The 25,227-nt window shown below is 45.5% G+C and carries 22 protein-coding genes and 1 pseudogene; 18 read left to right on the top strand and 5 right to left on the bottom strand.

Features of this window, described 5'->3' with window-relative positions; translation table 11 throughout:
- The first annotated feature begins 24 nt into the window (after positions 1-24).
- The 3 genes from parE to PWYN_RS23655 all read left to right on the top strand — a co-directional run bounded on the left by parE (position 25) and on the right by PWYN_RS23655 (position 5,317).
- Complete coding sequence (parE, locus tag PWYN_RS23665; protein ID WP_036656979.1) at positions 25-2,007, top strand: DNA topoisomerase IV subunit B; 1,983 nt, start codon at positions 25-27, stop codon at positions 2,005-2,007.
- Positions 2,008-2,270: 263 nt separating this feature from the next.
- Positions 2,271-4,712, top strand: a complete 2,442-nt coding sequence (gene gyrA, locus PWYN_RS23660; protein ID WP_036656977.1) for a DNA gyrase subunit A — start codon at positions 2,271-2,273, stop codon at positions 4,710-4,712.
- Between the two features lie 173 nt (positions 4,713-4,885).
- Positions 4,886-5,317: a MarR family winged helix-turn-helix transcriptional regulator gene (locus PWYN_RS23655; protein ID WP_036656974.1), complete on the top strand. Its 432-nt coding sequence runs from the start codon at positions 4,886-4,888 to the stop codon at positions 5,315-5,317.
- Between the two features lie 84 nt (positions 5,318-5,401).
- On the opposite strand, the gene PWYN_RS23650 is transcribed toward PWYN_RS23655, so the two are convergent.
- Together PWYN_RS23650 and PWYN_RS23645 are read right to left on the bottom strand one after the other, a co-directional pair.
- The gene (locus tag PWYN_RS23650; RefSeq protein ID WP_036656972.1) at positions 5,402-6,130 is read right to left on the bottom strand and encodes an RluA family pseudouridine synthase; all 729 of its coding nucleotides are present in this window, start codon (positions 6,128-6,130) and stop codon (positions 5,402-5,404) included.
- Between the two features lie 3 nt (positions 6,131-6,133).
- On the bottom strand, positions 6,134-6,997 hold the full coding sequence (locus PWYN_RS23645; protein WP_036656970.1) for a class I SAM-dependent methyltransferase: 864 nt from the start codon (positions 6,995-6,997) through the stop codon (positions 6,134-6,136).
- A 152-nt stretch (positions 6,998-7,149) separates the two neighbouring features.
- Here PWYN_RS23645 and PWYN_RS30370 point away from each other — a divergent pair, with 152 nt between their 5' ends.
- The 6 genes from PWYN_RS30370 to PWYN_RS29435 all read left to right on the top strand — a co-directional run bounded on the left by PWYN_RS30370 (position 7,150) and on the right by PWYN_RS29435 (position 10,301).
- Positions 7,150-7,272 (top strand): hypothetical protein, encoded by a 123-nt coding sequence (locus tag PWYN_RS30370; RefSeq protein ID WP_276203437.1) that lies wholly within the window; start codon positions 7,150-7,152, stop codon positions 7,270-7,272.
- A 172-nt stretch (positions 7,273-7,444) separates the two neighbouring features.
- Positions 7,445-7,573 (top strand): hypothetical protein, encoded by a 129-nt coding sequence (locus tag PWYN_RS30365; RefSeq protein ID WP_276203436.1) that lies wholly within the window; start codon positions 7,445-7,447, stop codon positions 7,571-7,573.
- Between the two features lie 23 nt (positions 7,574-7,596).
- Positions 7,597-8,427: a helix-turn-helix domain-containing protein gene (locus PWYN_RS23635; RefSeq protein ID WP_052088351.1), complete on the top strand. Its 831-nt coding sequence runs from the start codon at positions 7,597-7,599 to the stop codon at positions 8,425-8,427.
- Between the two features lie 103 nt (positions 8,428-8,530).
- Complete coding sequence (locus PWYN_RS23630) at positions 8,531-8,902, top strand: VOC family protein (RefSeq protein WP_036656967.1); 372 nt, start codon at positions 8,531-8,533, stop codon at positions 8,900-8,902.
- Between the two features lie 164 nt (positions 8,903-9,066).
- Positions 9,067-9,519, top strand: coding sequence for a flavodoxin (locus PWYN_RS23625; protein WP_036656964.1), 453 nt, complete (start codon positions 9,067-9,069; stop codon positions 9,517-9,519).
- 2 nt (positions 9,520-9,521) lie between these two features.
- Positions 9,522-10,301, top strand: coding sequence for a hypothetical protein (locus PWYN_RS29435; protein ID WP_157261253.1), 780 nt, complete (start codon positions 9,522-9,524; stop codon positions 10,299-10,301).
- Positions 10,302-10,373: 72 nt separating this feature from the next.
- Here the strand turns inward: PWYN_RS29435 and PWYN_RS23615 are convergent, their stop codons facing one another.
- Positions 10,374-11,225, bottom strand: coding sequence for a GNAT family N-acetyltransferase (locus PWYN_RS23615; protein WP_036656962.1), 852 nt, complete (start codon positions 11,223-11,225; stop codon positions 10,374-10,376).
- A gap of 50 nt (positions 11,226-11,275) precedes the next feature.
- Positions 11,276-11,557 (bottom strand): GNAT family N-acetyltransferase, encoded by a 282-nt coding sequence (locus tag PWYN_RS23610; protein ID WP_036656959.1) that lies wholly within the window; start codon positions 11,555-11,557, stop codon positions 11,276-11,278.
- Positions 11,558-11,772: 215 nt separating this feature from the next.
- On the opposite strand from PWYN_RS23610, the gene PWYN_RS23605 reads away from it, so the two are divergent.
- The 3 genes and pseudogenes from PWYN_RS23605 to PWYN_RS23595 form a co-directional block, all read left to right on the top strand.
- On the top strand, positions 11,773-12,378 hold the full coding sequence (locus PWYN_RS23605; RefSeq protein WP_052088346.1) for a 50S ribosomal protein L25: 606 nt from the start codon (positions 11,773-11,775) through the stop codon (positions 12,376-12,378).
- A gap of 349 nt (positions 12,379-12,727) precedes the next feature.
- Positions 12,728-14,563 carry a fibronectin type III domain-containing protein gene (locus PWYN_RS30360; protein ID WP_157261299.1) on the top strand — a complete coding sequence of 612 codons (1,836 nt, stop codon included), beginning with the start codon at positions 12,728-12,730 and terminating at the stop codon, positions 14,561-14,563.
- 156 nt (positions 14,564-14,719) lie between these two features.
- A pseudogene (locus PWYN_RS23595) lies at positions 14,720-15,187 on the top strand (glycoside hydrolase family 2 TIM barrel-domain containing protein); the annotation flags it as partial.
- 104 nt (positions 15,188-15,291) lie between these two features.
- Here the strand turns inward: PWYN_RS23595 and PWYN_RS23590 are convergent.
- Complete coding sequence (locus tag PWYN_RS23590) at positions 15,292-15,921, bottom strand: GyrI-like domain-containing protein (RefSeq protein WP_036656954.1); 630 nt, start codon at positions 15,919-15,921, stop codon at positions 15,292-15,294.
- Positions 15,922-16,134: 213 nt separating this feature from the next.
- Here PWYN_RS23590 and PWYN_RS23585 point away from each other — a divergent pair, with 213 nt between their 5' ends.
- From PWYN_RS23585 to PWYN_RS23560, 6 genes are all read left to right on the top strand, one after another.
- Positions 16,135-17,094, top strand: a complete 960-nt coding sequence (locus PWYN_RS23585; protein WP_052088344.1) for an ABC transporter permease — start codon at positions 16,135-16,137, stop codon at positions 17,092-17,094.
- A 14-nt stretch (positions 17,095-17,108) separates the two neighbouring features.
- The gene (locus PWYN_RS23580) at positions 17,109-18,005 is read left to right on the top strand and encodes a carbohydrate ABC transporter permease (protein WP_036656951.1); all 897 of its coding nucleotides are present in this window, start codon (positions 17,109-17,111) and stop codon (positions 18,003-18,005) included.
- 96 nt (positions 18,006-18,101) lie between these two features.
- Positions 18,102-19,943, top strand: coding sequence for a type 2 periplasmic-binding domain-containing protein (locus tag PWYN_RS23575; protein ID WP_036656948.1), 1,842 nt, complete (start codon positions 18,102-18,104; stop codon positions 19,941-19,943).
- Between the two features lie 133 nt (positions 19,944-20,076).
- Entirely contained in the window at positions 20,077-21,825 is a 1,749-nt protein-coding gene (locus PWYN_RS23570) for a sensor histidine kinase (RefSeq protein WP_052088342.1), read from the top strand.
- Positions 21,818-23,224, top strand: a complete 1,407-nt coding sequence (locus PWYN_RS23565; RefSeq protein WP_036656945.1) for a response regulator transcription factor — start codon at positions 21,818-21,820, stop codon at positions 23,222-23,224. The genes PWYN_RS23570 and PWYN_RS23565 overlap by 8 nt, the downstream gene beginning before the upstream one ends.
- Positions 23,221-24,888 carry an extracellular solute-binding protein gene (locus tag PWYN_RS23560; protein WP_052088341.1) on the top strand — a complete coding sequence of 556 codons (1,668 nt, stop codon included), beginning with the start codon at positions 23,221-23,223 and terminating at the stop codon, positions 24,886-24,888. The genes PWYN_RS23565 and PWYN_RS23560 overlap by 4 nt, the downstream gene beginning before the upstream one ends.
- Positions 24,889-25,227: the final 339 nt, after the last annotated feature.

The following is a 25,227-nucleotide window of genomic DNA, read 5'->3' as shown; positions in this document are numbered from 1 at the left end:
GAGACAAAAGAAGGAGGAGCATGAATGCTCGAACAGATCGATATGTTTGCAGAGTCATCAAAGACCGGTGCAGCAGCCCGGACTGGATACGATGCTGACGACATTCAAGTGCTCGAAGGTCTGGTTGCAGTACGCAAACGGCCTGGCATGTATATTGGCAGTACGAGCGCCTCGGGACTGCACCATCTAGTATGGGAGATTGTTGATAACGCAGTAGATGAACATTTGGCTAAATATTGTTCCAAAATTGACATTACGCTGCGTAAGGATGGCTCGGTTACCGTGATTGACAACGGTCGGGGAATACCGACAGGAATGCACAAGACGGGAGTACCTACGCCGCAGGTCGTGTTTACGATTCTGCATGCCGGCGGTAAATTCGGCGGTTCTGGCTATAAGAAATCGGGCGGATTGCACGGAGTAGGGGCTTCAGTTACCAATGCTTTGTCCGAGTGGCTGGAAGTTGAGATTTATCGCGAAGGCAAAATTCACCGGCAGCGTTTCGAATATTGGGTAGATAAGAACGGAAAAGAGCATGTAGGTGAGCCGGTTACTGGTTTGGAAGTTTTGGGTAATACGAACAAAACCGGTTCGAAGATTACCTTCAAACCGGATATTCGTGTCTTCCCGAATGGGATTGCTCTTAGCTACGATACGCTTGCCGAAAGAATTCAGGAGATAGCATTTCTTAATTCCGGTTTGCGAATTACACTTACAGATGAGCGCAGCAATAAGCAGGATGAGTATTTCTATGAAGGTGGAGCAAGTCAATTCGTTCAATTTCTGAATGAAGGCAAGGATGTCTTGCATGATGTCATCCACTTCACTGCAGAGAAGGATGATATAGAAGTAGAGATAGCCCTTCAATATAATGCTGGCTATACGGAAACCATTGCTTCCTTTGTGAACTCTATTCCTACCCGCAGCGGAGGTACTCATGAGACCGGCTTCAAGACAGCCTATACTCGTGTCATGAATGATTATGCGCGGCGTACGCAATTGCTGAAAGAGAAGGATAAGAATCTGGAAGGCAATGATTTGCGGGAAGGCATGATGGCTGTAATCAGCGTGAAAATGTCTGAAGTTGAATTTGTCGGACAGACCAAGGATCAGTTGGGAAGTGCTTCTGCGCGCAGTGCTGTAGACTATATGGTTTCTGAGAATACGGCTCGTTTTCTGGAGGAAAACCCGCAGGTTGCGCAAAGCCTGTTAAAGAAATCGATCCAAGCCTCGAGGGCCCGTGAAGCGGCCCGCAAAGCCCGTGATGAAATCCGTACAGGAAAAAAACGCAGCGAGAGCTCAAATCTTGGCGGCAAGCTGACACCTGCTCAGTCCAAAGATGTTACGCGTACAGAGTTGTTCATTGTGGAAGGCGATTCCGCCGGAGGTTCGGCGAAGCAAGGCCGTGATTCTAAGATACAGGCTATCTTGCCGCTTAAGGGCAAGCCGATGAATCCTGAAAAGGCCAAGCTGCTGGACATACTGAAGAATGATGAGTATAAAGCGATCATCTCTGCGATTGGAGCGGGGATTGGTACGGAATTTGCCGTGGAAGACAGCAATTATTCCAAAATCATTATTATGACCGATGCGGATACTGACGGAGCCCACATTCAAGTGCTGCTTCTTACGTTCTTCTATCGGTATATGAAGCCTTTGATTGATGCCGGAAAAGTATATCTGGCCCAACCGCCACTGTATAAGTTGACACGAAAGACGGGTAAGTTGGAAACAGTGCGTTATGCATGGAGCGATGAGGAATTACAGAATTACCTGAAGGAATTCGGTAAAAACTTCGAGCTACAGCGTTACAAAGGATTGGGAGAGATGAATCCTGACCAGCTATGGGAAACGACGATGAATCCTGAATCCCGCACACTTCTACAAGTGCAGATTGATGACGCTGCAAAAGCTGAGCGCCGAGTATCCACTCTGATGGGTGATAAAGTCGATCCCCGTAAGCGCTGGATCGTTGAGAACGTCGATTTCACTGAAATAATTGAGTAACACACACCATTTTTTATAGTAGTGCGGCAAGTGACGATAATCCCGATTTTTAAAGAGCTTGGTGATTAAAGGAGCGTAGAGGAATTTTGGAACTGGAGAAGCGCTAGCGTTCGCCTTTATTCTCGAATTTCATCCGTGAAGCGGTTAAAATTAAAGAAATTCGAGAATAACAGCGATCGGAAGTCCAAACATTCCATGAAGCGACGATTTATATCACCACACTATTTATAAACAGGGCAGTTTGAGGAACAGAAGGTGAGCCAATGAGTAGTTTATCAGAACAATTTTTACCGGCTTTTCTGGAAGAGGTCGTCGGTGACCGTTTTGGCCGGTATTCCAAATATATCATTCAGGATCGCGCTATTCCGGATGTGCGTGATGGACTGAAGCCGGTTCAGCGTCGTATTTTGTATGCGATGTATGATTCCGGCAATACTCCGGACAAGCCGTATCGGAAATCTGCTAAAACTGTCGGGGACGTTATGGGTAACTACCATCCTCACGGTGACTCCTCGATTTACGATGGCATGGTGCGTATGGCACAGCCCTGGAAGATGGGTCATGTGCTTGTTGACGGACATGGCAACTGGGGTTCGATGGATGATGATCCAGCTGCGGCTATGCGATATACAGAGGCTCGCTTGTCTCCTATAGCTATGGAGATGATGCGGGATATTGAGAAGCGGACGGTATTGTTTAAGGACAACTTCGACAATACAACTAAAGAGCCTGTTGTTGTTCCTTCACGGTATCCGAATCTGCTTGTAAATGGTGCAAGTGGTATTTCTGCAGGTTTTGCAACCGAAATTCCACCGCATAATCTGCGCGAAGTCATTGATGCCTGTATCGCAGTAATGCAAAAGCCCGATATTGAGCTTGAAGACATCATGACCTTCATCAAGGGTCCGGATTTTCCAACAGGCGGCACTATTATGGGCGGCGACGGAATCATGGATGCTTACCGTACCGGCAAGGGTCGTATTTATTTGCGGTCTAAGACGGATATTGAGAATTTACGCGGCGGCAAGCAGCAGATTGTTATTACTCAAGTCCCTTATCAAATCGTGAAATCACGACTGGTTACTGCAATGGAGAATATCCGTCTAGAGAAGAAAATTGAGGGTATTGCCGAAGTTCGTGACGAGAGTGGCCGGGAAGGCCTCCGTATCGTGGTGGAATTGAAGAAGGAAGCGGACGCACAAGGGATTCTGGCTTATTTACTCAAGAAAACGGATCTGCAGGTTACATATAACTTCAACATGGTGGCGATAGTTAACAAAGCGCCCCAGCAGCTCGGTTTAAAATCGATCTTGGAAGCCTATATCGCCCATCAACGCGAAGTTGTAACGCATCGGACACGTTATGATCTGGAACGTGCAGAAGATCGTGCCCATGTGTTGGAAGGGCTAGTTAAAGCCCTCAACATCCTGGATGAAATTATAGCGGCAATCAAAGCTTCGAAGAATCGTCAGGATGCACAGAATAACCTGGTGTGGATGTTTGGTTTCAGCGAACGTCAGGCAGATTCTATTCTTACTTTGCAATTATATCGGTTAACCAACTTGGAGATTAACTCTCTTCAGAAGGAACTTGACGAAATGCATGCTCGAATTGCGGTTCTACAGGGGATACTAGATAGCGATAAGAAGCTGATCGCTGTAATCCGCAAAGAACTCATGGAGATTCGTGAAAAATACGGGATAGACCGCCGCTCTCTCATCCAAGGTGAAGTGGAGGAGCTCAAGGTCAGTCTTGAAGTGCTGGTTAACGCAGAGGAAGTGTTAGTCGCGCTTTCTTCAGACGGTTATATTAAGCGTACTAGTATGCTTTCTTTTACCCGTTCTGGCAGTGAACGACATACTTCCGGGGTTAAGGAAGGGGACCATATCGTTAAGCTGATGGATCTGAATACAAGGGACAGCTTGCTGGTATTTACCCGTAAAGGCCAGTATTTCTTGCTTCCGGTTCATCAAATTCCGGAGTTTAAATGGAAAGAACCGGGAACAGCGATAGTAAACGTCATTAGTTTGGCTAAGGGAGACGGGGTTGTTAGCATTCTCCCTGTTAATAATCTGGATGATCCGCAGCAAAGTCTTGTGTTCATCACCCGTAAGGGTCAGGTGAAGCGTACAGAGCTCAAGGAGTACTCTACAAGCCGTTCCGGGGCAGTAGCGGCCTGTAAGGTGGCTGAAGGCGATGAAGTCATTACAGTGGCAATTAGCCGGAATGACAAGGATATTGTCTTGGTCACTCGCGAAGGCATGAGCATCAGGTTCCATGAGAATGAGGTAAACCCTATGGGCCGGGTGGCCTCAGGTGTAAGAGGGATTCAATTGCGCGAAGGAGATAGCATCATAGCCTCCTTCTGGGTCAGCGAAGATGAAGGTGAGATCTTGGCCATCACGGATCTAGGTTACGCCAAGCGCACACTGCTCTTGGATTATCCATCCCAGAGCCGCGGAGGCAAAGGGATGCCGACGTTCGAATTCAAGGAAGGCAAGCGGGTTCGTCCGAACGGAAGCCGATTGGCAGGCGCGTTCTATTGCAAAGATCCGCTGGAATTGACTGCTGTTACACAGGATGGTTTGATGCACACATTCACTTCCGAATCTGCACCTCTTGGAGAACGCCGATCTATAGGCAAGCAGATTGTCCCGGTTGAGAAAAAAGACGAGATATTAAATATCTTACTTACGATTAAGTAGAGATAGGAACTTAACAACAATAAGAGGCGTTTGATCTATCTCCTAAAGAGAGCGATCAAACGCCTTTATGTATAAATGTCAGTATTTTATTTTTTTCCTTTTGCAGGAAATTGAAACTCTTTCTCGAAATGTAGATATACAGAAAAGAACCGTGAGGAAAGGAAGGAATAAGTGTGCACTCCTCTGAATTCAGTAAAATTTGGCATAAGCTTTTGAAGGACTATAAGCTACATATGGATAGCAAACTTGCCCCGACGTTGACGGATGCCCAACTCACTGTGCTGGAATTGCTTCAAGAGCGTGATGTCATGAAACCTTCTGATTTGGCACCACACCTGGCAACCAGTCCGGCAGCAGTTACCATGCTGCTTGACCGAATGGAGAAACATGAATTAATCAGCCGCGACCGGGATGATGCTGACCGCCGGATAGTATGGATCAGTATCACCGAGACAGGGAAGAAGGAAACGGAGCGTGGCCTAAAGATACGCAGTGACTTTTTTGCTGAAGCCTTAGATCCTATTTCTTCACACAATCAGCAGTTGTTGCTATATCTGATGGGAAAGATGGTTGTTACTTCAACACCTGAGGCTGCAACGTCCTAAGGTTGTTATTTCTACTATTGGTAGTAAGAACGTTTACATATGATCCAAATGAAGCGGAATTCATGTGAAAAAGCAGGTCGTCCTTTAACGGACGGCCTGCTTTTGTAATTCCTGCGGCCACAAATTCCAAGGATGGCTTTGCGGCGGTAGGGATATTAATTGTATATCTTCTTTGGTAGTAGGATGGGGAAAGCCAACCAGTACCGACCAAAGTGCAATTTGCTGTCCCGGTTTGTTCACCGAGGCACCGTACTTCTGATCACCATACAACGGACAGCCCTTGGAACTAAGTTGCACACGGATTTGGTGGGAACGTCCAGTTAGCAGATCTACCTTGAGCAGGCTGAATCCTCCTGAAGTACCGAGTACAGTGTAATCCAAAATAGCTTCCTTACCACCGGGTGTTCCTTTTCGAACAACGCTAACGGTATTGCTTTTTTCATCCTTTAACAGAGTGTCTGTTAGACGTCCCTGCGAGGAAGGGAGCGTTCCATGAACCACTGTAAGGTATATTTTACGGAAGCTTCGGCTGCGTACACTTTCTGAGAGACGTGATGCAGACTTGGAGGTTTTGGCGAATACCATCGCACCGCCTACGGGCCGGTCCAGACGATGAACCAACCCCATATATACATTGCCGGGCTTGTTATAACGCAGTTTAACATCCTCTTTGAGGATATTGAGGAGATCCAGATCTCCTGTTGCATCCTCTTGTACAGGAATATTAACAGGCTTCACAATGCCGAGCAGATGATTGTCCTCAAATAAAATCTCGACTGACGGCAACCCGTTCTGGCTCTCATGCTGTGCCATGGCTTACGCCTCCCAGCGTCCCAGGATACCGCAAGGAAGGTTCAGTCCGGTGGAGGTAATCGGCAAGCCGATCTCGCCGGAGGTCAGTTTGCCCCCGTAGCGCTTACCCATCGTCATCGACAGCATATTGCGCAGAACAGTTGGAGAGATCCCTGTTGTATAGGAGTTAATGAGCATGAACAAAGGATTGTCACTCATAATTTCCATACAGCTTTCTAGGAAAGGATATAGACTGGATTCCAGCTTCCACATTTCGCCGCTTGGCCCTCTGCCATAAGAAGGCGGATCCATGATTATCGCATCATATTTACTGCCGCGCCGTTGCTCACGTTGAACGAACTTGAACACGTCGTCTGTGATGTAGCGGACAGGGCGTTCGCTTAGACCCGAGAGCTTCACATTATCCTTCGCCCATTGCACCATGCCTTTAGCGGCATCAACGTGAACGACCGATGCTCCTGCACTAGCTGCTGCTACAGTTGCTCCTCCTGTGTAAGCAAAAAGGTTAAGCACTTGGATGGGACGGTTTGCCGCTGAAATCTTGTCCATCATCCATTTCCAGTTAGCCGCTTGCTCAGGGAATAATCCTGTATGCTTAAAATTAGTCGGACGAAGTTGAAATTTCAACTTGCCGTAGTTAATGTGCCAATGATCAGGGACAGCTTTCTTCATATCCCATTGCCCCCCGCCAGCCGAGCTGCGGTGATAATGTCCGTGTACATTGTTCCATTGAGCCGTTTCCTGCGCCAAAGGCCATATGATTTGCGGATCTGGGCGTCTCAGTATTACATCGCCCCAACGCTCCAGCTTTTCTCCGCCTCCAGTATCAATAACTTCGTAGTCCTTCCAATCACTTGCTATATACATGTTTTTATCCATCCTTCAAAATTTCATTTAGCCTTTATTGTACAACATTTCGTCCTATAGCTACAAACAAATAGCTGCGACTATTCTCATTTTATCCCATAGAACGCATGTGTATAATATTACCAAGTTAAAAAAGGAAGGTGTGTGAGAATATGTTATGGAACAAGCTGCTTTTAAAAGGAGTGGTTACAGCTGTTATTCTGGCACTCCTAGCAACGATTGTGTATGATCAAGTTAGACTAAACCGGAGCCGGTTCAGTATCAAATGGATATAAGCACGGACAATTTTCAGATAAACAATATTAACTTTGTAGCCACTTCGAATCACGTATATTTAGCGGGAGGCTACTTTTTAAAGCTTACAGAAGGTAATAAATCTATAAATAATATAATCATTGATGGGAGTGTTTCCGGTAAGAGGCTGTTGGATATAGGGATAGTAGAGCCTTGAATATTACATACACGGAAAATATTTTGCTAAAAGATAAAATCAAGTCCTTCAGCTCCACTAAGCTTGGCAGTTATGAAATCTATGACCTTAAACCAAGAGATAACCCGGATGGCAAACCTGAATAAAACCTGGCAGAGAAAGGACACGTATGTTCAACCTATCAGAGCTATATTATCCGCTAACAGCGAAGCCTGCGCATACCAACGAGTTCTTGCCTTGTAAAGCATTGCAGCCATATATACGCTGTTTCTGGGGTCCAGAGTCTTCCTTGCGGGAACCGCAAACATCTACTATTCAAAAAGAGGTGATCATACCGGATACCTGCATGGACATTATTTGGGAGCTGGATGAAGCGGTAGGCAGGCCGAACATTTATTTTTGCGGAATTAATGACACTCCCTTTGAAATCATGCAGGAGAATATGAAAAGCGGAACAACACGTTTCGCTATCCGTTTTCATATTTGGGCGGTACAGTTTTTTGCCGATCATCATCTTAGGGATGTGCTTAATGTGAGTACAGATGTGGAGCATTACTTCAGTTCCTTCAGGAAAGACTTGGGTGATCTGCTGGCGGTGACTGACACCATGTCAGAACGGATCGCTGCTGCGGAAGCCTATTTGCTGCAACGTTTGGAGGGGACACACCGAACCAATGATAGTCTAATGAATGCCGTTCACATGATTATTAAACATAAAGGTGTTGTGACGGCTGAAGATTTGGAGATCAGTTCCGGTCTTAGTCGGCGTCAGCTTGAAAGGTTGTTTCAGGAGTATATAGGTGTTGCGCCCAAAAAATCAGCAGATCTCGTACGTTTTCAAAATGTATGGCAAGACTTGTACTACAGCCCAGGTAGAAGGGGGAGGGTACAGGATATTGTCTTTGCTTATCAGTACAGTCACCAGTCCCATCTCATTAATAATTTCAAAAAGTATGCCGGAAGAACTCCTATGGAGGCCTTAACGAATGCAGGTCGGTAATCATGTCGTTTTTTTGCAATACTTTGGATAGAAATGAAGGTAAGATGTCACTAGCAGAGATAACTGCCGTCATTAATAAATATTAAATGTGAGGGGACGAGCTATGATTTCTTCATTTGAGGGCATTAATATCTACAGTAAGGACACCGCTGCATTGGCAGCATTTTACACCGAGGTACTTGGTATTCCACTAGTCTTTGAAGGTTTTGGGGATTTTGACGGCGCAAAAATCAGCTTTAATGTCAATCAACCCGGCATAATCATATGGGATGAGAACAAATGGAACAAACTCACCGCCGGAGTTATTAATTTAGTATTCTCCTGCAGTAATCTGGATGATACCTATGAGACGCTCAAGTCCAGGGGGCTCAAATGCGAACCTCCGGTAACTATGGAATATGGCGGAAAAGAAATGAATTTCAGTGATCCTGACGGCAATAATATCACGCTGCTTCAAGGTTCTTATGTCGAATAAGCAGTAACATATATCAAAAGAAAGAACGCAACAGCGCCGGGGTAAAGTCGGTGCGATTGCGTTTCTTTTTTTCTTAATATTGACAATGATAATCATTATCAAATAAAATAAGGGTAACAAACTTAGATTAAATTTTATCTATCCACTTAAGGAGGAACAGATGTATGACCAAGGTTTTGGTTGCGTACGCGAGTCTGACCGGAAACACGGAAGAAATTGCGGAACTCATAGTTGAAGGAATACGCGAAGCAGGGGGAGAGGCTGTCTTGAAAGCGGTCACCGACTGTAACGCGGTTGAGATACAATCATACGAGGGTGTCCTGCTGGGTGCTTATACTTGGGGGGACGGTGAGCTGCCGGATGAATTTCTGGATTTCTATGAGGAGATGGAGGAGTTGGATTTATCTACTTCTAAATCAGCAGCCTTCGGAAGCGGAGATACCGGATACGATATATACTGCGGAGCTGTCGATCAAATTGAGAAAAAACTGAAGGAGCGCGGAGCTACTATTCTCCAAGAGAGTCTTAAGATCGAATACGGGCCAACCGCACCGGAAAAAGAAGCTTGCCGTCAGTTCGGCCGTCAATTTATTCAAGCCTGCAAAGCGGTTTCATAAATATGGGCGGCCCCGTGGAACCTTATTCGGCTCGAAATGGTACTTCACCAACAGAAGGGTATAGAAGACTTCACGATTATCGGGTGGAGCATATCCTGCTGGATCGAACCTATTTTTCAGGAAGGAGCCCTTCTGCCACAGGGCTTCCTCGCTGGCGCCAACAGGTCCAGTATGCAGTGGGGCACACATTGAACGATTTTTATAGTCTGCACCCGGATGTTCGCAGAGAAACACCGATTCAGTTTCTACTGGAACGCCGATGGCCTCCCAAGGGAGCATCCTTTTCTTCCTTAATGAATTACTGGGATATCAAGACAAGAATAGCCGATGAGCTGATGCGAATCGCTTCTATCAATCATTTGCAGGATATTCCTGTAAAATTGTATGAACAATGGTTTGTACTCGTACCGGAGCTTAAGATAGAGCTGTCTATTATATTTCAGCTGGCCTGGAAATCCCAACTCAGAGGCCGCAGTCTTCATGTTCAAAAGTTCATGGTTACGGCAGATGAAGAAGTGATTTCCGGATTTTTTCATATGGTTAATGTCTTTTGCCATTATGCTTACGGAGAGCCTCCCGAGCAGGTGGAGATCTATTCTCTGATGGATGGACGAAGACACACCTTTGATGGTAACTCCATAGAGCTTGCGAAATCCTTAGATTATGTTCGATTACTGTCTGTGTTTTTGGAACTGGACGAAGTTTCTAACTGTGCTTTAACATGTAGCGGCCGTAAAAGCGAGAAGAATGAGGATGCGTATGGGAGATTTGGATTGATGTAAAGGTTGATGTAAATAAACCTTAACGCTGGCGTTATAAGCTAGCGTTAAGGTTTTATTTGTTCTATTCATTAATCAGCCAATATACAGGTAATAATCCTGCTTGTTCAAAATGACAAAACCGCAGCTCTCATATAGCTTCAGGGCATTGGGATTATCCAGCGCTACTTCAAGATTTACTCCATTATAATTGCGGCGCTCACGCTCGATGGTCTGCAACAGAGCACTGCGTCCAATGCCGAGCCCGCGCAATTTCTTGTAGACCGTAAACCCGTAAATCCAGGTTTCGTTATCCTCTGTCCACAGGCGCATTTTACCGGCAGGTTGTCCATCCAGCTCAATAATAATATGCTCCTGCAAATCTTCCTGCTTCTGAAGTTCGTAGACTTTGGAGGCCTCCTCCTTCGTCATATTGAATCCTCCGCAGTCCAGATCCACAAGGATATGGGCTTCATTATCGCTCGCAGGCCGCAGGATTACTGCAGCTGTGGCGGAACTAGCTTCTGATGAGGCTAAGTGAGCCGAAGCCCCGTCCCATTTCATTTGATATTCTGAATGATTAAAGGAGAGTGGAAGAGTGCTTAGGAACGGCTTCGCTGTTGAAGAAGCTGCTGGGGCATTCAGTAGCAGTTTTGAAACATTTCCCCCGGTAATGATACTACGCGCCCGCTTCCATAGAGTGGTGAAGATACCTCTCCGGCGATAACCCGGACGTACCATTCCGCATACTTCCATCTCTCCACCGATGTTGTACATTCCTAAAAAGCCGACCAGCAATTCGTCCTCATAAGTTACCAGCCATTCTGCACCCTCTGAAGACGGGGGTTGACGCATCATGTCCCAATTTAGTTTTAGCGATATTCCGTCGAATTGCTCGCAGCGGCGCTGTAGCTCTTCCACCTCTTTTAAAGTATCGGTTGTTGTCAAACTTTTTCCTCCCAAGCTGTTGTCGTCATTTAATTAATTGCTTCTGGCGGTCATTCATTACTAAGCACGTCTTGGTATTCTGGATGTTTCTTGAATTGATGAGCCGCATAGGAACAAACCGGAACAATCTTCAATCCTTCATTTCGAGCCTTGTCTACTACAGCCTTAACCAGTTCTTCACCGGTACCCTGTCCGCGAAGCTCTTCTGAGACACGGGTATGTTCAATTACAAGAATTCTAGAATCCCCCTGGTGTTTGTATGTGATTTCCGCGAGAACTTTCTCTTCTCCAGCCACCCAAAAACGATCTTTCTCACTTTGAATTTGAACCATGTTTCATCACTCCCGCCGTTATTATTACCTTTATTTTACTACCCTGATTTGCAAAAAGCGAGGAGAGGCAAGTAGGCATCTATTTTATTGTTAATTCAATTAACGTTTAATTGGGTCGAAATAGGGGTAATTTGATAATCAGATATCCGTTTATTTTAAAATTCATATTTTTGCTAATATGGATTCCAATTAAATATTACTTAGGAGGAAATTTCATGAATACAACAGTACGTTTGACAGAAAGATCTGGATCATCTTCTTCACAACGGAAAAAAGGCTTTGTACCGGTCGTTATTTACGGTGCAGGTTCAGATAGTCAATCCTTTACAGCGGACGCAAAGACCATCAATGAAATACTAGGAAAGAACCCACGGGCGATTCTCAAAGTAGAGTTTCCGGGGTCCGGTTCCAAGAATGTAGTCATCCAGGAGGTACAACGCCAGCCGATATCCAAGCAGCTACTGCATATTGATTTTCAACAGATCGATATGAAGGCGGAGCTGGTTACAAAGGTAGCGTTCCATTTTACCGGCGAACCTGTAGGTGTGAAGAACGGAGGTACTCAGCAAGTAGAATTGTATGAGTTGGATATTCGTACTCTCCCTGATAATCTGACGGCATCCTTTGATGTTGATATCAGCGGATTGGACATTGGTGATCAACTGCTGGTTTCCGACCTTCCAACGCATAAAGGCTGGGAAGTATTGACCCCTGAAGACACACTTGTTCTTAGAATTGCACCTCCGGCTCATGAAGAGCCTGCAGAGGGTGAGACTGCTGCCGAGCCGGCAGCTGCTAACGCCTCCGGTGAAGACAAATAGTAAGTTAAATACTAAACACGTATTTCGATAACTGAACGTTCAGGAGTAGACTAGTACCCGTAAGAGGGGCTGTCTACTCTTTTTTTAAATCATTCATATATACGCAAATCCAAACCATAGGAGGTCTTTCGTTTGGTTTTCGCAAAGCAATAAATGGGCATTTCGCCTTATTTCGTTCTTTTTAACTTAAAATGGGTTGACTGGCGTAAAGATGGAGATCAAAATGAAGATAATACCATGGTATGGAATTAAAAAAGCTGCATCGACACAATGTGAAAGCGCTTTAGTGGGTTTAGCTATTCTGGGATTAATCGGTCTTATCTATCATTACTCTACGGGAGGGAAAGGTATGAAAAGAAGGTTCATTCACATCTTATTAAGCATGTTTATTGTTCTGGGTGTAACGATTCCTGTTTCGGGACTAGCCCAAGCAGATGCTGCGAGTGACGCATCGAATCGGGCGTTAATTTGGCTGAAGGCACAGCAGGATGCAACGGCAGGGTATGCTTTTGACGGGTTGGTTGATAGTTTTGAGGATTTCTGGGGGCCTAATAATCCCAAACAGATTGTATATACGTATGATCAAGCGGTCGCTGCCATTGCCTTCATGATCAAAGGTGAGCGCGCAAGAGCAGAAAAGGTAATGAACAAAATGCGGGACATTCAGGACCCGTCAGGGTTTTGGCTGAATTCCTATTGGTGGAACAACGGCTCCGGTGAGGAAATTCGCAAGCATGTCGGACCTGTAGTCTGGATGGCCATGGCGGCCATGGCTTATGAGAAGCAATACAACGACACACGTTATCGTCCGATGGCTCTGAAGGCGCTGGATTGGAGTCTAATGTATAAGAAAGCAAATGGCGGCATTGCCGGGGGCTGGAGCGGATGGAGTAACTCGGATGAGCCTTGGAGCTCCACTGAGCACAATATCGATATCTACCGGGTACTGCAATATTTCGCTTCTGTGGATGCCTCGAAGGCAACAGCTTACAATGGGGCGGCCACAGGAGTTAAAAGCTTCCTTGATAATTATGTATGGGATGATAGTGCCAAACGCTTTAAGGGCGGCTGGAAAAATGATACCAATCTAATTGATCCTAAAATTCCGCTGGATGTAAATCCATGGGGAGTATTGGCTCTAGGTTTGACAGGAACTCGCAATTATGGAGCCAGCTTGGCTTATGTAGAAAACGCTGCCGGTAATCCCGGTACGTTGGCAAATCCTCGTTATAAGCAGACCTTAACCTATAATGATGCCGGCAACACACTTACCGGATATGATTTTGACTGGACGGATCAGGTTCTGCCAGCCTATGACGATAACGGCAATCAGATCGGTAACACTGGTGCTGATGTGTGGTTCGAGGGAAGTGCATTTATGTCTCTTGCTTATTATATGCAGGGTAATTTGGCAAAAGCGGATGCGATCAACACTGAAATTATTAAAAAACAAGGTACAAGCGGACCTTCCCTTGGTGGAATTCCATATTCACTGAAAGGAACCAGCAATAGCTACTGGGTCATGGCACAGCAAAATTGCGTTTCCAGCACAGGCTGGCTTATTATGTCTCTACATCGGTTTAACCCATTCACGGGACAATATTTAAGCGGCGGCAGCAATCCGGGAGACACGACAGCGCCTACTGCACCGGCTAATCTTGCCGTTACAAGCAAGACGGATACAGCAGTCAGCCTGAGCTGGTCGCCTTCCACAGATAATACAGGTGTTACAGGCTATAACGTATACCGTGGGGCTACTCAGGTTTCAGTTACGGGGACATCTGCTACAATAAGTGGACTTACAGCGGGCACAGCTTATACATTCACAGTGAAGGCTACGGACGCGGCAGGAAATCTTTCCACTGCCAGTAATGCGGTTACAGTTACAACTAATACTTCTGGAGGTGGGGGAGATCATGTTACGGCTGACTTTACGGCTGGTGTAACCAAAGTTTCGGCAACAGAAGCAAGCATTTATATCAAGCCGGTTACCGCAGCTCTTTATGTAGACGTCCATTACAAAATAAACGGCGGCGCTCAACTAAATTACCGGATGACCAACACCTCGGGAACTTGGAAGCAGGCGGTAAGCGGTCTTAGTGCGGGCAGCAGTATTGAATATTGGTTCACCTATGAGAAATCCGGTCCGCAATACGATTCTCCACATTATACGTATGTACAATAGGCGGGACTTACGACTGGGAGAGCCATTCGCTCTTCCGGTCTTTTTTTGGTTTTTTCTCACGTTGCATGAGTGTTCGGATGGGTAGTAAACTTGGAGATAGATGGATTCTACCATTAATATACTTGGAGGTCTTACTATGCTTCGGCTATTCGATAGTCTTCCAGACTCCTTACCTTTGCCTCGGATAAACGAGACAGGGAGTTGTGTTTTGAGCTTGCTGATATCGTGTCCTTTAATCTTTATCCGCTTTGGTACGGGGATGAAGATCCGGGTGAGCTAATGCAGCTGGCAAGGCAGTGGGCAGATGCTGCAGGGGGTTCAGGCAAACCGATGATCATGAGTGAGTTCGGAGCCGACGGATATTATGGCTTACGCGACCCGAGTCGAGTCAAAGGTACTGAAGAGCGCCAATGTGATATTCTGGAACGCAATCTGCAGGCTTATACCTCCTCAACTTTAATATCCGGAATGTTCGTATGGCAATTCTGCGATTGCCGGGTAACCGAAGGGAATGGCTGGCTATTGGCTCGGGCTGGAACGCAGAACAGCAAGGGTGTGGTGGATAGATACCGCAGACCTAAGTTAGCGTATTCCACAGTGAAAGAATATTTCACTAAACATTAAACAAAGGCGCTAAGGTAAGCGAAGGATTACTACTAGGAATACTGAAAGTCTTCCATGAATAGCACGATTGTTAGTTATAGCACAAACTCCTGTTAGTAGAGTGATTAACTAGTCAATAAGTGAGCCTTAAATCGAAGAACAGTCTTTAGCTTATCCGGATGGGTTTTACGAGCATCGTTAAGATAGATCTCCTTGTGAGTGTGAAAAGTTCTTTGTAGACCGTTGTCCGTACAATATTGCTCCATTATAGCGAAACTGTGCGGCTCCTCATCGTAATGGCCGAGATGCAGCATTTGTATGCAAAGACCTTCCTCTAGACTGCTGAAGCTTGCCTTCTCTAACAGGGGGTGAGGCTTCTTGCGTTTCACTATCTCAATCACCTCATCCGCCAGCTCGGAAGTCACAAAATCAGGTTGTCTAATCATAATGGTGTACAGCAGCTCGTCTTTATCGAGGGCTGTTTTTCTTTTTCCTTCCTCACTTAAATCCCAGACCCCTTCCAATGGAAAGATGGAGTACTCATAATATCCGTCTGGCACCTTTCCGCTTTTTGGCATCATTTTTACACCATAAGATAGGGAGTAAAGGACACCGATGGCTTCAGCATAAGCCTCATGGTTAGGATTGCCTTTGCCGCTTACCATGAAGTAATTGTAACTTGGTATCGTTAGGATCTCCGGTTTATTTTTAGGCTGGTACAGGTGTTTATCTTGCTTCTTCCATTCGTATTTCATAGGATCAACCTCCTCTAATATCACTAAGATTATCATAACTAACTAGACAAGAGTATGTCAGGATTTAGTTGAAAACGGTCATTTCTCCTGTGAAAATGGTTCACAAGAATCGTACGATCCTCCCTTAAGGGAGTCCGTCTGTCACTCACCCCCAGGGTTTAGAAGCTGATAGGATGAAAGCGTAAACAAAATCTGGGTATAGGAGATTCCGCTATGGGGGTAACAACGGGTGAGCTTATTCGTAAGGTACAGCCGGTTAAGCGGCCGCGCAGGAAGATGCAGAACAAATATAAGTTGTTTTTCATGGCACTTCCGTTTCTTATTGTAACTTTTATATTTTATTATTTGCCGATTAGCGGATGGATTTATGCTTTCTATGATTTTATCCCCGGTATTCCGTTGTCGGACACCCCTTATGTAGGGTTGAAATGGTTCCGGACCATGGTTTCCAATCCAACTCAAACGGCGGAGGTCATGCGTGTTCTGAAAAACACGTTAGCGATGAGCTCACTGGGCTTAATTACCTCGGTTTTTCCGGTCATCTTTGCCATATTACTGTCTGAAGTCAAAGCAGGATGGTATCGAAAGCTTGTCCAGACATTAACTACCATTCCGAACTTTATCAGTTGGATTCTGGTGTATGCACTCGCGTTCTCCTTATTTTCTGTAGATAACGGCGTCATCAGTCATATTCTTGTCCAGTTTGGATTGGTGGGTGAAGACTTTAATTTCCTTGCCTCGAACTCTAACATTTGGGTAACGATGATTGCTTGGTACTGGTGGAAGTCACTAGGATGGGGAGCAATTCTATATCTTGCGGCAATCGCCGGGATCGATCAGGAATTATATGAGGCTGCTGAGGTGGATGGGGCGAGCCGATTCCGTAAAATCTGGCACATCACGGTTCCCGGTATTATTCCCACATTCTTTGTACTGCTGCTCCTCTCGATCGGCAACTTGGTTAACAACGGAATGGAGCAATATTTTGCTTTTCAAAATGCCATGAATAAAGATTCGATAGAAGTACTGGACCTATACGTGTACAATATCGCATTCGCCAACAATTTCCCGTTCGCTACAGCCGTCAGTATGCTTAAGTCGGTAGTCAGCGTAGTTCTGCTATTCGCAGCTAACACGTTGTCCAAGGTAGTTCGTGACGAGTCCATTATTTAAGCGGGGTGATCCAATTGAAAAATAAAAAAATGAAGCCCGGCGAGGTTTTTTTTCAAAGCCTAAACTATCTGCTCTTCGGATTATTTACGCTGTCCTGCATTTATCCGTTCTATTATCTATTCATCAATACGATCAGCTCCAATGATTTAAGCGCTGCGGGTTATATCAAATTCTATCCAAGGGATATTCATTTCGACAATTACTTCAAAGTCTTAAGTATAAGCGGCCTTAGTCATGCGGCACTCGTCTCCGTCTATAGAACCGTAGTTGGGACACTGCTTACTGTGGGCGCATCGGCCTTTCTCGGCTATCTTTTTACTAAGAAAGAAATGTGGGGCCGCCAAGTCTGGTACCGCAGCGTGGTAGTCACTATGTATTTCAGCGCAGGACTGATTCCTTGGTATATCACAATGAATAATCTGCACCTGACCAATAACTATCTTGCATATATTTTGCCATCGATTATTACACCCTTCAATATCATTCTAGTCAAAACCTTTGTGGAGGCGATCCCGCCCTCGTTGGAGGAATCAGCCTCCATGGACGGCGCGGGTTACATGCGGGTGTTCTGGAGTATCATTATTCCGCTAACTACACCTATTCTGGCTACGATTACGATTTTCTCTGCGGTGAATCAGTGGAACTCCTTCATAGATACTGCCTTTCTAATGACGGATACCAAATACTTCACACTGCAATTTCTACTATGGCGATACTTGAATGAATCGAGCTCACTTGCCGCGTTAATTCGCAATTCGCCGGATATGGCGGCCAGTATTCAGAACATGCAGACACCAACCTCGGTGAGAATGACCGTTACCATGATTGTCGTTTTGCCGATTCTCATTGTCTATCCGTTCTTCCAGCGTTTCTTTGTGAAGGGGATTATGATCGGTGCTGTAAAGGGTTGATTTCATTAAGAATTGGAGTAAGACAGGTGTGGGTTTGTCTCCGCTTCAACTGCGGGGTGGACTATAGGAAGCTATTTAAGGGAGGGGTACAAAGCAATGAGAGTAAAAAAAATATCGCTGCTTATGCTAGCCGCAATCCTCGTGTTTGTCTTGTCATCATGTAGTGGGGGGAAAGGGAACTCGGCGAATTCGGGTAAGGAGAATAATGCCGCGAAACCTACGACAGCTGCTACTAATGGAGCTGACAATACTGCTGAGGGAACGGCTGCAGATGGAACGCTCGATCATACGAAGCCGCTGAAGCTGACGGTGTTCTCTACAACCGCCAATTATGCCGGCCCGCAAACCGGTTGGTTCGCTAAAATTATCAAGGATAAATTCAACATTGAGCTGGAGATCGTCGCGTCGAACTTGACGGGAGGGGATACCAAAATCTCCGCCTTGATGGCCTCCGGTGATCTCGGAGATATTATCATCTTCGGGGACGACAAGAACCATTATCCGAACGCAATAAAAGGCAAGCTGCTATTGGACTGGACTCAGGACGGTCTGCTGGACACTTATGGGAAAGATATTGCTGCAAGTTTCCCAAAGGCCGTAGAGAAAGCTAAAGTTGCCTTTGGCGGCGGTTCATCCGTCTTTGGAATGGGGAACAGTGTGGCTACCAACCCTACAGGACCGTCTGAAGGTAAGGATATGACATGGGGCCCGGATCTTCGGTGGGATTTATACCAACAGATTGGCGCGCCTGAGATTACGAAGATTGAAGATTATCTCCCTGTCCTGAAGAAAATGCAGGATTTAGAACCCAAAAATGAGCAAGGCAAGAAGAACTATGCGTTCTCACTCTGGTCCGATTGGGACGGCAATTATAAAATGACATTGGCAAAACAATTCGCCAACATGCTGGGATATGATGAGATCCCGGATACAGCACTATATGTCAAAGCAGATGAAGAGAAATACTACGATTTTCTATCGGATGACAGCTGGTATATGAAATCTTTGAAGCTATATTTTGACGCCAATCAGATGGGGTTGCTGGACCCGGATTCATTAACACAAAAGTTTGATGATGTTGTAGCCAAATACAAGGATGGACGTCTTCTATTCTCCTGGTTTCCATGGCTCGGAGCTGCAAACTACAATACTCCGGAAAGAACAGCGGAAGGAAAAGGCTTCGCACTTGTACCCTTCAAGGATGAGCTAATGTACTCTACAGGCTTTAACGTATACGGCGGCAACGGAATTATTTCCATCGGTGCTAAAGCGAAGGAGCCTGCCCGGATTATGGAATTTATCAACTGGATGTACACCCCGGAAGGTGCTATGATCTCGGCGGGCAGCGGTACAGCAGTTCCTAATGGTCCTCAGGGCCTTACTTGGGACTTGGACAGCAGCGGGAAACCGTTGGTCACAGACTTCGGCTGGCAAGCCTTTACCGACCAGCAAAATACTCAAGTGCCTGCAGAATATGGCGGCGGTGACTATTACTATGGCTCCAATCAAATGAACTTCTCCTTTGTTGTTCCTGCGATGGTGAACCCGGATAATAACGAACCGTATGATCATAATTTGTGGACCACGACGCTGCAGCGTAATCCTTCGAAGCTTGACAGTGACTGGAGAGCGAAGATGGGCGTGCTGACACCTAAGGAATATTTTGAAAAGAATAATCTCCTGGCTGTTGCGCCACAAGGCTTTACCGGCAAAGAACCGCTGATGATGGACAAAACATTGGAACAAAAGAATAAACAAATCGGTACAGTGATTCAGCAGTTCTCCTGGAAGATGGTTTTTGCTAAAGATCAGGCCCAGTATGACAAGCTAAATAAGCAGATGCATGACAAAGTCAACGGCTTGGGTTATGCGGATGTGATAGATTTCTCTGTTAAAAAAGCAGAAGAACTTTTCGAAGCGCGTAAAAGCGTACAATAGTGCTGAATCATAACTAATAATAAGGCAGAGCGCCATGGAGGCAGTTCTGCCTTATTATTTTCAGAGATCGATAAATCTGATATGCTTAAGGAAGTAATTAAAGCGGTTACAAGAAGGCGGGAAGATAAGAAAGATGGTACTAGCGACTCTGCTGAAAAACACCCGAGCGAAAGCATCTTTGCGTAAAACGTTGGTTATTTATCTGATCGTCGGCAGCCTGTTGCCGGTTCTTCTTGTCGGGATTGTGACCTATACCTCCATTTACTCCATACTCACAGGTAAAATCGGCAACGGGATCAGTGCAAGCTTGAAGCAGGAAGCGTTTAGCCTGGAGAATGCTATTGATAATCTTGATTTTGCCTCCAAGCAGTTTGCGCTGGATGGCCAGATTGTTAAAGAAATGTCTTCCTTTCTTGAAGCAAAACAAATTTATCTCAAATCTCAGATCATGAATTCTATCAACCAAAAGATCAATTTGGTAAACTTCACGAACCCTTATATCGGACTGACAGCCTATATTATGCCGGATTCGCAAGACCCGGTGTTATTTACGAATATGAGTACAAGGCGGAATTTCAAAGTAGACACTCTGCCTGTCTTTATGCACTACAACGGAGCGGATTATTACGGACCCCATGGAACAATGTATGCCGTCGGCGATAATCTCGTCTTCTCCGAGAAGAGAATTGTACGAGTATCCGGTCAACACCCGCTGTATATTTATTTGGAAACCAATTATAGTTTATTCCGCAAGATTTTCAATCAGGAAGCCTATGGAATGAAAGTAAACCATCTGTTGGTTAATCAGCAAGGCAACATCAAGTATGTTATAGACGGCAAATTACCTACTGAAATTGTTAAAGCGGCCGGTGAAAGCTCAGAATCTCAGCATGAAGAGATAAGCGGCTATCATCTATTTCGTTATCAAAGTCCTCAAGGATGGCAGCTTGTTGCCGTCGTCAAGAAGTCGGTTTTTAACAGTGAAATTAACGCTTGGGTGTACAAAATGATTGTGCTAATCCTATCTACGCTATTGTTCGCCGGATTTCTGGCATTTCTAATATGGAAAAGAATCTACGGTCCGTTGCGCAAGGTTAACCTCGAAATTATTCGGATGGCGGAGAATGTGACAGTACCGGTTTCCTACACAAACGTTGTAGAATTTGACCTTGTACTAAACAATTTTCAGCAAATGAAGGATCAGGTCAATGCATTGATTCTCGCAGTAGCTCATAATGAGAAGCAGAAAAGTAAGTTTGAAATCGAGAAACTGCTTAGTCAAATTAACCCGCATTTTTTGCATAATACCTTGAATACGGTCCAGTGGCTGGCACGCTTAAACGGTCAAAAAGAGATTGATAAGCTGGTAACTTTGCTGGTGAAAGTCTTGCATTATAATCTGGGCAAACAAAGCATCATTGTCACAGTGGGTGAGGAAATTGATGCGATCCGCAATTATATGGAGCTGCAGCGTATCCGTTACGACTATGAATTCGAATTCAATGTGAGGGTAGATCATCAAGTCCTCTCCGCAGCCGTTCCACGATTTCTGCTTCAGCCGCTGGTGGAGAATTCCATCTACCATGGTCTGAGTGACAACGGAAGTGTAGACGTAATTATTACGGCACACGGCTCTTCAGAAGTGCTTCTATGTGTTAAAGATAACGGTACCGGTATAGAGCCCGCACAATTGGAGCAATTACTCTCCGATGATGATGAGGCTAAGAAACGAGGGCTTGGGATTGGTTTTTCTTATGTGAACCGGATGTTGAGGACTTATTTTGGAGACCAGATGAAACTTGAAATATTGAGCATTCCCGGTGAAGGGACTACCGTATCTATCATTATCCCGATAAAAAGTAAGGAGGACTTCGATGATTAGAGCTGTAGTAGTGGATGATGAGAGACTTGTACGCAAAGGCTTTATTTCTATGATCGATTGGTCATCATTCGGTGTAGTCATTATCGGGGAAGCTGGTGACGGTAAATCAGCATTGGAGCTGTTGGAGCAAAAAGAGGTAGATCTGCTATTTGTTGATATTACGATGCCGGGAATGTCCGGCTTTGAGCTGATTCGAACCGTGAGACAAAAATATTCCGGTATTCGTTCAGTTGTTCTGACCTGTCATCATGAATTCGATTATGTGCAAGAGGCGATGAGGCTAGGCGCAGTTGACTATATCGTCAAAACACTGCTTGAAATGGAAAATGCAGATGAGGTTATCGGGCGTTTAGTCGAACGGATCAAATGGGAGGATGGCAACCTTGAAGCGATGATTCGCGGTGAAGGAAAGCGGATGGCTGCAGATAAAGCGATGGTCTATCTCCCCTTAGGGCTGACTGTTAATGAGGAAGAGCTGTTTCAGTTATCTATAGTTAGGAATAATCCGTTAATCACTTTTCAGGAAATGTGGATGACTCCGCTGCACCAACGAATGCAGGAGGAAGATGGAGGACGTGAGCGCGCTATTCATCTTGGAGGACGGTGGCAGACGGTATTGGTCAGTGGCCTGCGGGATCATCCGCTGGAAGAAATTGAGGCCACCTTTACAGCTAAGCTTCAGCATGCTTTATTCTACATCGGAAACGACGAGGAGCTGACCTCTCTGGATTATAAGGAGCTGAAGGAGTCAGCTTCCTCACCGAAAGCCGCACAAATGAGCAATGACATCCTTACTCAAGCAGAGGATCTGAAATGGAGTATCGATGGATCGTCGTGGGAGATTTTTATCCAAGAGATTATCCTCCAGAAGCCTAACTATGAGCGTTTTCCTGCCTTTGGAAAGTCATTATGCCGGAGCTGGGGTCCGCTGCTACTGAAATCGGAGGAAGCCCAGGAATTGGAGGAGGACATGAGCCGGAATAGGAACTGGTGTCATTGGAAGCATTGGCTACGGCGTTTCTCCGATAGGATTCAACGCAGGATGATTGAACTGAGTATGACGAAAGAGGTAATGACCTGCCTGATTAAGGCCGTGATCTATATGAGAGAACACGCAGGCAACAAAATCAATCAAGGAGATGTAGCAGCCGCCATAAATATGAGCCGCGGTTATTTTAGTCAGTGTTTTGCCAGATTTGCCGGTGAGACCTTTGGGGAAAGTCTGCGGGGAATGAGGCTGGATCTTGCCAAATCTCTTTTGCAGGACACGAATGCATCCATCTGCGAGGTGGCTTCCCGCTCCGGCTTCGAGGATGATCGCTATTTCAGCAAATTGTTCCGGGAACGGGTAGGGAAGCTGCCCAGTGAGTTTCGTGCAGGCGGGATGGAGAAAATATGAATCGGATAAAACTCCTATTATGCCTGTTGCTGTTGTCTCTAGGTGGATGCAGAGGAGACAAGGAATCGGAGGGACATTCTGCTCTTCTAAATGGGAGTGATCATTCTGTCGAAACCAATGCGTATGGCAAATATACAGATCCGGTAGTCCTGCGCATCGGCTTTAAGGTTCCTGACTCCAAGCTAAATACAGGGGACAGCAATGATAATAATCCTATTTCCCGTTATCTCGAAAGCATTACGAATATCAAAGTAGTCCATACCTGGGAAGCAAAGGGGGAGGACACTTTTACCCAAAAGGCGCAATTATCTATCGACAGCAATGACCTGCCAGATGCTATGATTGTGAACCGAAATCAATTATGGATGCTGATCGACAATGATATGATCGAGGATTTATCTCAAACTTATAAGGACTATGGCTCCCAATTAATTAAGGATATGTATGAATCGACTAAAGGTGAGGCATTAAACGATGCCAGCCGGAATGGAAAGCTATATGGTCTCCCCAATGTGGCGATCAATGCGGATTCACCCTCACTCCTCTGGATTCGCCAGGACTGGTTGGAGAAGCTGAATTTGCAACCGCCGAAGAATCTCGGTGATATTGAGGCCATTGCCAAGGCTTTTATTGATAAAGACCCTGACGGTAACGGGAAAAGGGATACGGTTGGCCTCAGCGGCTACAAAAATATCGTGTATGGCACGAAGCCGCATGCGAACGGCCTGGATACCCTATTTAGCAGCTATCATTCGTTTCCAACGAATTGGATTAAAGACAGCAGTGGCAATATTGTCTATGGTTCTATAACACCTGAGACCAAAGAAGCGCTCGCCAAGCTTGCCAACTGGTACAAGAGAGGATTAATTGACCCTCAGTTTGCACTTTATAAGGAGACCCAGGAGCCTATCATTAACGGAAGAGCTGGAATGTTTTTTGGTCCTTGGTGGATGCCTTTTTATCCATTGTCTGAAGCGGTGGCTCTAGATATAAAGTCGGAATGGAGGGCCTATGCGGCTCCACTTGATGTGGAAGGGAAATTCATAACACACATGGCTCCTGTCACAGATCGATATTTGGTTGTACGTAAAGGTTATGAACATCCGGAAGCAGCTGTGAAGCTGTTGAATGCTTTTACCAGGCTTGAACGCCGGCAGGATCCCAACAAAGAGGAAGTTAGGAAGTTGGATGACTTTTCTGCACAAACCGGGATTCAACCACGTGCCTACTATCCATATGATCTTCTGATCGATTTCTCGGACGCCATTGAAAAGCATTATGCGGATATTCAGCAGACGCTCCACGGCAAGATTGACCCAAACACGCTTGATGCAGAGACGCGGAAGTTATATGAACAATGGATGGCGGAGGAGGAACAGCCGAAGAAGAATATGGAAGGCTGGAAGGCTGTAAATGCCTATAAATATGGAGCCGCTATATTATCCTCCACCCCAATCGAAGGAATCCGCAGTGTGTTTTACGGGAATACCCCGATCATGAAAAGTAAGTGGGATAATCTAATGAAGCTGGAGACAGAGACCTTTCTAAATATTATTGTCGGCGATGCCCCGATCAGTGACTTTGACCATTTTGTTGCCCAATGGAAAAAGCTTGGGGGGGACGAAATTACTAAAGAGGTAACGTCGATTGTTAACAAGAAATAATTTGTGGAATGTAACTTCTTTCTTCGCTGCCCATGCCAACAAATAATGCCTGCCCGCAAAATTTATCTGCGGGTTTTTGTTTGTGTCATCATTAGGCTGAATGCGCCCAAAGGGTCCGATTCGGCTAAATGAAGTGTAAAAGTACAATTGAATCCGCCCAAAGGGTGCGATCCCGCTGAATGAACTGTAAAAGTACAATTGAATCCGCCCAAAGGGTGCGATTCGGCTAAATGAAGTGTAAAAGTACAATTGAATGCGCCCAAAGGGTGCGATCTCGCTGAATGAACTGTAAAAGTACAATTGAATCCGCCCAAAGGGACCAACTAATCCGTAGGATTC

It is taken from the genome of Paenibacillus wynnii, assembly GCF_000757885.1.
Taxonomy (GTDB): domain Bacteria; phylum Bacillota; class Bacilli; order Paenibacillales; family Paenibacillaceae; genus Paenibacillus_AQ; species Paenibacillus_AQ wynnii.
This window is presented reverse-complemented; position numbering and strand designations above follow the sequence as displayed.